We start from the raw sequence: 9,387 nt of genomic DNA on the forward strand, positions 1-9,387 counted from the left end.
GTGGTGTCACCGGTGATGGCGGCCTGCTCAGTGGCGTGCTGGGTGACGAAGGTCTGCTGGGCGGTCTGCTCGGTGGCGAAGGTGGCCTGCTCGATCCGGTGCTTGCCGACGGCGGCCTGCTGGGCGATGTGACCGGCAACAGCGGCCTGCTCGGCGCTGTGACGGGCTCCGAGGGTTTGCTCGGTGCCGTGGCGGCCGACGGCGGCCTGGTCGATGGCCTGCTCGGTGTGTCTCTGCTGGGCGACGGTGCTGCCGGCTCGGGCGGTGGCCTGCTCGGTGGTGTGCTGGGCGGCGAGGGTGGTCTGCTCGGTGCTGTCACCGGTGACGGCGGCCTGCTCGGCGGTGTGCTGGGTGAAGAAGGTCTGCTCGGCGGTGTGCTGGGTGGCGGCTTGCTCGGCGGCGAAGGCGGCCTGCTGGATCCGGTGCTTGCCGACGGCGGCCTGCTGGGTGCCGTGACTGGCAACAACGGCCTGCTCGGTGCTGTGACGGGCTCCGAGGGTCTGCTCGGTGCCGTGGTGGCAGACGGCGGCCTGGTCGATGGCCTGTTGGGTGTGTCGCTGCTTGGCGAAGGTGCTGCCGACGCCGGTGGCGGTCTGCTCGGTGGCCTCCTGGGTGATGGCGGCCTGCTGGGCAGCATCACGCAGCCGCTGACCAGCCAGCCGGAGTCCTCGGAGGCCGGCGCTGGTGACGGCGCAGCGGTGGGCGGCTTGCTGCAAGGCCTGCTGGGCTGAGTATCCCGATAAGGGATTTCCATGAACAAGCCGCTGGTGCCGGGCACCGGCGGCTTCCATGAGAGTCGTCACATGAACACATCACATCTCATCAGTTGGGTCGCGGTGGCTGCATTGGCAGCAGGCTGCGCCGGTGCGCCGCGCGATGGTAGCGAGCAGACCGACTACTATGTTGCCAAGCGTCGTGCTGCAGCCCCTGTCGAATCACCGACGATCCGGACCTTGGAGGCTCCGCCGGCACCACCCGTCGGCCGCGGCCCGGCCGATGTGGCCCATACCGTGTACTTTGGTTTTGACCAGTGGCACCTGGAGCCTCAGTATGCCGAGGTCGTGCAGAAGCACGGTGCGTTCCTGCGCGCCAATCCACACCGCTCGGTGATGCTTGAAGGCCATACCGATGAGCGTGGCGGCATCGAATACAACGTCGGCCTCGGTCAGCGCCGCGCCGAAACCGTTCGAGCGGCGCTGAGCCGGATGGGGGTACCCGATCGCCAGATCGAGGCTGTCAGCTACGGTGAAGAGCGGCCGGCATCCCTGGAAAAAACCGAAGAAGGGTATCGCCTCAACCGCCGCGTTGAGTTCAACTACCGTTGAACACCAGCATGTCGCATCTGATCGATCAGCTCAGCGCTGCGCGCCAGTCGCTGGCGGCGTTGGCTGGTCGTGCCGGCTTCCGGCCATCGGTTGTCGTGCTCGACATGCCGGCAGGTACGGGTGGTGCAGCGCAGCCCGATCCGGCGGCTGTGCCAGCCTGCACACTGTTTTTTTCGGTGACCGACGGCCAGTGCCGGGCCCGTACCATCCACGTCAGCGCTGACACGTTTGTCCAGGCGTGGGCGCAGGGCGAGGCCAGTGTGCGGTCGCTGTGCGAACAGGAAGGCTGGGGACCGGGTGCAACCACCTGGCTGCGGGTGGACATGGTCGATCAGGTGCGCATCATGCCGTGGCAGGGGCTTCAGCAGGCCCTGTTGCGCGTCAAGCGCAACTATTTTCGCCATGGATTGGCATTCGATCCCGGTTTTCGCTGGGCTTTCACCGAGCAGGAACTCAACGCCAATGCCATGCTGTATGGCGGTGGCAGCAAGGCCCATGCCGTCGTCAACATCGCCCATTTCCGGCGCTATGGGCGCCAGCGCCATGGCCCGGAGTTCAAGCTGCCCCTGACCCCGGATACCCCGGTTTATTTGCTGGGCATGACCGGGGTGTTCTGTGGTGCTGACGGCGTCGTGCACAAGCTGATCGGGCAGGGGCCTGATGTCGGGCGGCGTGAGGTGGTGTTGCAGACCGGCGAGGTGCGCGCGCTGATCGAGTCGGCTGCAGGGCATCTGGTGCGCCAGGTGCTGCCCAGTGGGCGCTTCATCTATGGCTACTTTCCCTGTTTTGATCGGCAGATCGCCAGCTACAACACCCTGCGCCACGCCAGCACGACCTACGCCATGGCCGAGGCCTGGGGCCTGACGCGGGACGCCGCACTGCGGGACGCAATGGAGCGCGCGCTGTCCTACCTGACCGAGGGGCTCATCGAACGCCGCCACCTGCCAGATGGCCGCCAGGCAGCCTTCGTGGTTGATACGGGTGGGGAAATCAAGCTGGGTGGCAATGCGGCGGCCATTCTGGCGCTGGTGCAGCACGCCGAGGTCACCGGAGTCAACGCTCATGCGGGGCTGATGGCGCTCCTGGCCGAGGGCATTGCCTTCATGCAGGACAGGCAGAGTGGGGGGTTCAGCCACGTGCTTCATGCCTCGGACCTCTCGATCAAGGAGCAGCATCGCATCATTTATTACGATGGCGAAGCGGCCTTTGCACTGTGCCGGCTGTACGCTTTCGATGGTGATCCACGCTGGCTGCAAGTGGTCGAGCGGGCCTTTGAGCATTTCATTGCCGAGCAGCATTGGCGTGCGCACGACCACTGGCTGGCTTACGCGGTCAACGAACTGACCAAGTACCGGCCGGAAGAAAAATATTTCCGCTTCGGTGTGCAGAATGTGGCGGGCCATCTGGATTTCGTTCTCAAACGGCAAACCACTTTCCCCACCTTGCTGGAGCTCATGTTGGCGGCCCAGCGCATGCTGGACCGTCTCCAGACCATGCCGGAACTGAGTCACCTGCTCGACGACATCGATCAGGTCAAGTTCGCGCGGGCGCTCACGCACCGCGCGAATCATCTGCTCAATGGTTTTTTCTGGCCCGAGATGGCCATGTTCTTCAAGCGGCCAGAATCGATCAGCGGCTCGTTTTTCATCCGCCACCAGTCGTTCCGGGTGCGCATTGATGACATCGAGCATTACCTCTCGGGCTATGTGGCATATCACCATTGGCTGAGCCACCGGGGCGTCGGGCAGGTCATGCTGGCCGCGTCGCACGACTGCGCGACCGCAGAGCTTGCCTAATGGCCCGTTCGTATGCCAGCGGGTTTCCATTGGGGGCGTGTGCCCTGAAAATCGATAGAAAACACCAAGGAACCGCATGATCAAATTTCTGCTGCCGCGCCAGTTGGTGGCGAGGGCGCCCGACGAGGCGGGCACCCATCCTTACGCGGCCGCACTGTCCCAGGCCTTCGAGCGTGCCTATCCACTGCTCAAACGGGCGGCATTGTGGTCGGTGCCCATCAGCCTGTTCGGGTTGTTGCCCTCGATCTTCGTGCTGCAGGTTTATGACCGGGTCATTTCGCGCAGTGCCATCTCGACATTGGTGGCCCTGGTGGCCGGCATCTTCTTCTTTCTGGGCCTGGAGTTTTTCCTGCGCGCGCGGCGCTCGAGAGATCTGCGCAACGCTGGCGCCACGATCGACCATCAGGTTTCGCAGGCGTTGCTGGGCTCCATGCTCAACCGCCCGCTGCGCGTGCTCGAAGAGCGACCCACTTCCACCTGGCTGATGCTGTTCCGGGATGTCGGTGCCGTACGCGGCACCGTCACGGGTGGCCTCATGAGTGCCATCTTCGATCTGCCGATGGCACTGTTCGCGTTGATCGTCATCGGCATCGTGGCCTGGCCGGTGTTGCCCGTTGTGGTGGTGTTCCTCGGTGTCATGAGCTTTCTGGCCTGGTGGTGGGCCGATGAGGTGCGTGCCGGCCGGGTGGAAGAAACGGCACGTGCGCGCGACCTGGATCGCATCGCCTCCGAGATTTGCCGGGCGCGCGAGACCATCAAGACCTTGAGCCAGGACGAGCCGGTGACCCAGCTCTGGCGCAGTTCCTACGAGGATTGGCTGGCCGAGAGCTTTCGCAAGAACGGGGAGCTCGAGACCGCCCGTGATGCCACCACCGTGCTCCTGACCGTGTTCTCGGTGCTGGCCGTCACGAGCGGCGCCATTGCGGTGACCGATCAGCTCATGACGGTGGGCAGTCTGATGGCGGTCAACATGCTGGCCATCAAGGCACTGTCACCGGTCGCCGGTCTGGCCACCAACTGGCGCCTGCTGGCTCGCGCGTCCGAAGCCGCCCAGCGGCTGGAAAAAGTGCTGGCCGAGCCGGTGGACCGGCCCGATGGTGGCATGAGCTTGCCGCGCCCCAAGGGACGCCTGAGCCTCAAGGGCGTGACGTTCGCGTTCTACGAGGGCGGCCCGGCCGTGTTCGAAGACCTCGATCTGGACATGGGCCCTGGCGGCTTGCACGTCATTGTCGGGCGCAACGGCGCCGGCAAAACCACCCTGGCCAAGCTGCTGGCCGGGCTGTACGCGCCCACCCTGGGCACGGCCCGCCTGGATGAGTACGACCTGGCGCAGTTCTCGCGCCGCGAACTGGCACAGTGGATCAGCGCGCTGTCGCAGGAGGTGTACTGGTTCAGCGGGCCCATCATCGACACCTTGCGCCGCACGGCGCGTGACCACAGCGATGAGCAGATCGTTGCGGCATGCCGTCTGTCGGGCGCGCACGAATTCATCTCGCGCCTGCCCGACGGTTACCAGACCAACGTGGGCGAGGGCGGAACCGGGCTGTCCGTGGGCGAGCGCCGCAAACTGGCCCTGGCCCAGCTGTTCTTGCACCAGCCGGCTGTGCTGATCCTCGACGAGCCTAGCAACGACCTCGACTTCGCCAGCGAAACGGCCCTGATCGCGGCGCTGCTGGCGGTGGCACGGCACCGCACCGTGATCGTGGTCACTCACTCGCTGCGCATGGCTTCGGCAGCACAGCAGATTTACCACGTGCGCGGCGATGGCCACATCGAGCAGGGCACAGCCGCCGCCATGGTGCCGCGCCTGTTCGGTGTGCAGCGGCCGGCGCCCGTGGCGCAGGAAAACAAAAGGGTGGAGGCCAATCCATGAGCGGCTCAGTGCCGAAAAAAGACCGGGCCGATCGCGATCGGCCCGACATTCTGCGCGAAGCGACAACGGCGCAACCCCACACGGGTCGTCTGTCACTGGTGCAAAAACTGGTGTGGGGCGGCGTGATCGTGCTGGCGCTGGTGGGACTGGGCTACCCGGTCGAAACCGTGGTGACCGCGCCGGGGCAGGTGATTCCGTCCGACCGCGTCAAGTCGGTACAACATCTGGAGGGGGGTATCGTCACTGCTGTGCTGGTCAAGGAAGGCGAGCGGGTCTCGCAGGGGCAACCTCTGATCGAGATCGATCTGGGTGGTGCCGGTCTCAATCTGGAAGAGGTGTCGGCACGCTTTTCCTCGGGCCAGGCCACACGCATCCGCCTGCGCGCCGAAAGCCAGGGCCAGCCACTGGCTCGTGACGATTTCCCTACCTCGCTCGACGAAGACGTGGTGGGTGGCCAGCTGGGTGCCTACGAGGCACGCATGCAGGAACACAGAGGCCTGATGCTGGCGGCGCGCTCGGTGTTGCAGCAGGCCCTCAGCCTGGAGCAGGAGCAGCGTGTCAAGGCCGAGGGTCTGCGCCAGCGCCTGAGCTTGTACCGCAAGGAACTCGAGATTTCCGAGCAGTTGCTGCAGGAAAAGCTGGTTGGCCAGTTGGAGGTGATGCAAAAGCGCCGCGAGTATGAGGCGCTGAAGGGTGAGCTCGACGTGGCGCAACAGGCCCTGGTGTCGGCGCGGGCCGGTGTCGACGAAGCCCGGGCCCGTTTGGCCGAGACCGAAGGGCGTTTCCGTCGCCGTGCCTCCGACGAGCTGGCCGAGGTCGAGCGTGAACTGGCCAGTCTCAGCGAGAACCTGCAGCGCGCCCGTGCACAGCGCGAGCGCACCGTGGTGCGCGCCCCCACCGAGGGCATCGTCAAGGGCGTGCGCAACACCAGCGCAGGCTGGGTGATCAAGCCGGGTGAACCCATCATGGAGGTCGTGCCCGATGAAGAACAGGTGGTCATCGAGGCGCGGCTCAGCCCGAACGACCGGGGGTTCGTCCACGTTGGCCAGCCGGCCCGCATCAAGATCACCGCTTACGATTTTCTGCGTTATGGCACGGTGGATGGCCAAGTGGCCCTGGTGGCGGCCGATGCCGATCAAGACAGCACGATTCCCGGCGCACCCGCTTTTTACCGCGTGTTGCTGAGCGCCAGCCAGTTCCACGTTGGCAACCCCAACAACCGCATCACTGCCGGCATGCAGGCCGAGGTGGACCTTCAGGTCGGCCGTGATCCTTTCATCTGGTACTTGCTGCGGCCAGTGCTCAAGCTGCAGCGCGAAGCCTTCCAGGAGCCCTGATGACGACAATGCTCAAGACACCGGTTGCCTTGGCCTCCCTGATGATGGTTGCCCTGCTGGGCAGCGGTTTGGCCCGGGCCGCTGATGCCGTGACGCTGTTGCCGGCGCGTCAACTCACCACGCAATCGCTGCTCGTCTCCAGCCAGACCGAACGCGTGCGGCAGGGCCTGCTCAAGGCGCTTGCCACCCACCCCGAGGTGCTCGGCGTGGTGGCTGCCAAGGAAAGTGCGGGTTACCAGGTGGAGGCGGCGCAGTATGCGCGCTTGCCGCGGCTGCAGTTGGCCAGCGGTGCGGGCTCCACCAGCGCTGACGTTGGCGGCGAAAAAGACTACAACGTGCTGTCGCTGAATGCGCGCATGACGCTGATCGACGGCGGTGTCATGGGGGCTCGCGTCGATGCGGCGCGGGCCAATGACGAAGCCTCCGGTGCGGCCGTACGGGCCACGCGGCAGAAGGTGGCCCTCGATGCACTGACCGCCTATCTGCAGGTGCTGCGCCACAACCACAAGCGCGATGCCGCCGGGCGTGCCATCCAGGCGCTGGACGAGCTGGTCAGGCTGGAACAGCGCCGCGCCGACCTCGGTGCCACCGGCGAGAACGACATCCGTCTGGCCCAGTCGCGCCGCGCCACCTTCGCTGCCAAGCGCCACGAATTCGAATCCCAGCTGGCCGATGCCAGTGCCAAGTTCGAAACCTACTTTGGTTTTCAGCCGGAGGTCGCCACGCTTCCCGCACTGATGCTGCCGGGCCACTGGTCGATTCCTGCTGCACTGGACGATGCCCTGAGCCAGGCGCAGGCCAACAGCAGCGAGTTGGCCGAGGCACGCAGCCGGGTCGAGAACGCGCAGGCGCTGGTCAAACAGTACGAGGCGGCGCGCTTCCCTTCGCTCGACGTCGTGTGGACGAAGACGCACGATCCCCGCGGGGTCGTCTACAACGACGCCACCCGCACCGGGGTCGAGATCAACTGGAACTTCGGCAATGGCTTCGAGTTGCAGTTGCGTGTCAAGACGGCACTGGCCGAGGTGGCCAATCAGGAGTCCAAGTACGAGGCTGCGCGCCTGAACCTGATGCAACTGACCAGCACCGCCTGGGGACAGGCACGTGCGGGCAAGGACAAGACGGCCGAGATGGTGTCCGCCGTCAGCGAAGCCGCGGCGTTGCTCCACGGTCGGCGCCGCCTGATGGAGTTCGGGCGCGAAACGCTGGTTCAGGTGTTGGATGCCCAGGTCGATTACGAACTGCAGGTGCTCGATTTCATCGATGCCGTCATCGACCAGCGCATCAACGAACTGCGCATGGCACGCGTCATGGGCTTCATGGACGAGCAAAGCTGGGGTACCACCTGGGTCAACCAGGTGTTTTCGGCCAACCGGGTGGACGACGTCCTGGGCCTGATCGCGCCGGGCAACGGTCGCGCGCCGGCGGCGGCACGGGCGGGTGGCAATGCTGCAGTGCGTTCGGCTACCGCCATGCCGGTGGAAGATGCCGGCGCGACCAGCCTGCGGCTGCAGCCAAGCTACGCCCTGCTGGGGCGGCCCTGAGCCGCTCCCGGGTCAGGCGCCGGCGATGTCGGGAATGCCCGGCTCGCCGTCGTTGATCTGGTATTTGCGCATTTTCTCCCACAGCACCTTGCGGCTGATGCCCAGGTGCTGCGCGGCGTCCTGGCGCTTCCAGCCGTGCTGGTTCAGCGCCGCGATGATGCGGTTGCGTTCGTTGCCGTCCCAACGCCGGCGATCGGCCAGGTCGGCCGGGTGGCCGGCAGCGTTGGCAGGCGTCATGTCGCGCACCGGCTCCAGCGCACGCTGGATCAGCGCCTGATCCCAGCGTCCCGTCTGCCGCACGATCACTCCCACCCGCTCGGCGACATTGCGCAACTGGCGGACATTGCCGGGGTATTCCATGCTGGCGACCAGCTCCGTCAGCCAGAAGGGCACCTCGTCGCCCAGACCGTCTTTGCCCTGGAGCACCGACTGCACGTGGCTCTTGAAAATGGCGATCTTGTCTTCTTCGCCGCGCTGTTCGAGGTTGGGCACCTGCAGCTCGATCACGGCCAGCCGGTAGAACAGATCGGAGCGGAAATCGCCACTGCGCACCATCTCGCGCAGGTCGCGGTTGGTGGCCGAGACGAGCCGGAAGTCCAAACGGATGGAGGTCGTCGATCCGATGCGCGTGACCGCGTTGTCCTCCAGCACCCGCAGCAGCTTGACCTGCTGGTAGCGTGGCAGATCACCGATTTCGTCCAGAAACAGCGTGCCGCCCGTGGCCTGTTCGAAATAGCCCTTGTGCGCATGCACGGCGCCAGTGAAGGAGCCCTTGGCGTGACCGAAGAACAGTGACTCGAACAGGCCATCGGGGATGGCACCACAGTTCACCGCCACGAACGGGCCCTTGGCATACATCTCGTGCCCGTTGTGCAGCAGTTGGGCGATGCGCTCCTTGCCCACGCCGGTCTCGCCCCGGATCAGCACGTTGTGGTCGCAATTGGCAAAGGTGCGCGCTTCCTCCAGCAACTCCAGCATACAGGCCGAGCGAGCGACGAACACCTCTTCTTCGTCGATCCGGGTACTGTGCGCGCGCAACTGGCGCGCCAGCTTGGCGATCATGCCGCGCAGCTCGGCCCCGGTGAAGTCGTAGGGCAGCACGTGCAGGTATTCCGGCGGATAGATCTGCGCATCGCGATCGCGCGCGGACGCGCCCACCCACACCACCGGCACGCCCTTGAGCATCTCAGGGTTCAGCGTCAGCCGGCCGCTTTCGATGGCCGTGACGCTGATCACCGCGATGGCCCACTGGTTGATGAACGGGTCTTCCGGCAGCGGTCGGCCGTCGGCATGCACCACGTCCACGTCGAAGGCGGACATGCACTGGACCACGCGATCATAGATATCGACCTTGCCTTCCCACACGTAGAGGCTGAGTTGATCGAAGTTGGAGGTCGTCATTCGGAAACCAATGGATCAGTAAACGAGGCGGGCGGCGTTGTCGCAGTCTGCGGACATGAGCTGGACGTCGGTGTATCCGAGTTGCAGCCCAAGGGCGCTCAGCAGAGGACC

At 65.4% G+C, this 9,387-nt stretch carries 6 protein-coding genes and 1 pseudogene; 6 read left to right on the forward strand and 1 reads right to left on the reverse strand.

The annotated features are described in order from the left end of the window. The 6 genes and pseudogenes from PHQ87_RS11565 to PHQ87_RS11590 all read left to right on the forward strand — a co-directional run. Positions 1–731 (forward strand): annotated as a pseudogene (locus PHQ87_RS11565) (hypothetical protein); the annotation flags it as partial. Positions 732–752: 21 nt separating this feature from the next. Continuing rightward, positions 753–1,325, forward strand: a complete 573-nt coding sequence (locus PHQ87_RS11570; protein WP_300234306.1) for an OmpA family protein — start codon at positions 753–755, stop codon at positions 1,323–1,325. A gap of 8 nt (positions 1,326–1,333) precedes the next feature. Beyond that, on the forward strand, positions 1,334–3,121 hold the full coding sequence (locus tag PHQ87_RS11575; protein ID WP_300234309.1) for a Mur ligase: 1,788 nt from the start codon (positions 1,334–1,336) through the stop codon (positions 3,119–3,121). A 76-nt stretch (positions 3,122–3,197) separates the two neighbouring features. Then, positions 3,198–4,994, forward strand: a complete 1,797-nt coding sequence (locus PHQ87_RS11580; RefSeq protein ID WP_300234312.1) for an ATP-binding cassette domain-containing protein — start codon at positions 3,198–3,200, stop codon at positions 4,992–4,994. Then, positions 4,991–6,331 carry an HlyD family type I secretion periplasmic adaptor subunit gene (locus PHQ87_RS11585; RefSeq protein WP_300234315.1) on the forward strand — a complete coding sequence of 447 codons (1,341 nt, stop codon included), beginning with the start codon at positions 4,991–4,993 and terminating at the stop codon, positions 6,329–6,331. The genes PHQ87_RS11580 and PHQ87_RS11585 overlap by 4 nt, the downstream gene beginning before the upstream one ends. After that, positions 6,331–7,875, forward strand: a complete 1,545-nt coding sequence (locus PHQ87_RS11590) for a TolC family protein (protein ID WP_300234318.1) — start codon at positions 6,331–6,333, stop codon at positions 7,873–7,875. The genes PHQ87_RS11585 and PHQ87_RS11590 overlap by 1 nt, the downstream gene beginning before the upstream one ends. Positions 7,876–7,887: 12 nt before the next feature. Here PHQ87_RS11590 and PHQ87_RS11595 read toward each other — a convergent pair whose 3' ends face one another. Continuing rightward, positions 7,888–9,276 (reverse strand): sigma-54 dependent transcriptional regulator, encoded by a 1,389-nt coding sequence (locus PHQ87_RS11595; protein ID WP_300234321.1) that lies wholly within the window; start codon positions 9,274–9,276, stop codon positions 7,888–7,890. Between the last annotated feature and the right edge of the window lie 111 nt (positions 9,277–9,387).

Origin of the sequence: Hydrogenophaga sp., from assembly GCF_028698005.1 — a bacterium.
Taxonomy (GTDB): Bacteria; Pseudomonadota; Gammaproteobacteria; order Burkholderiales; family Burkholderiaceae_C; genus Hydrogenophaga.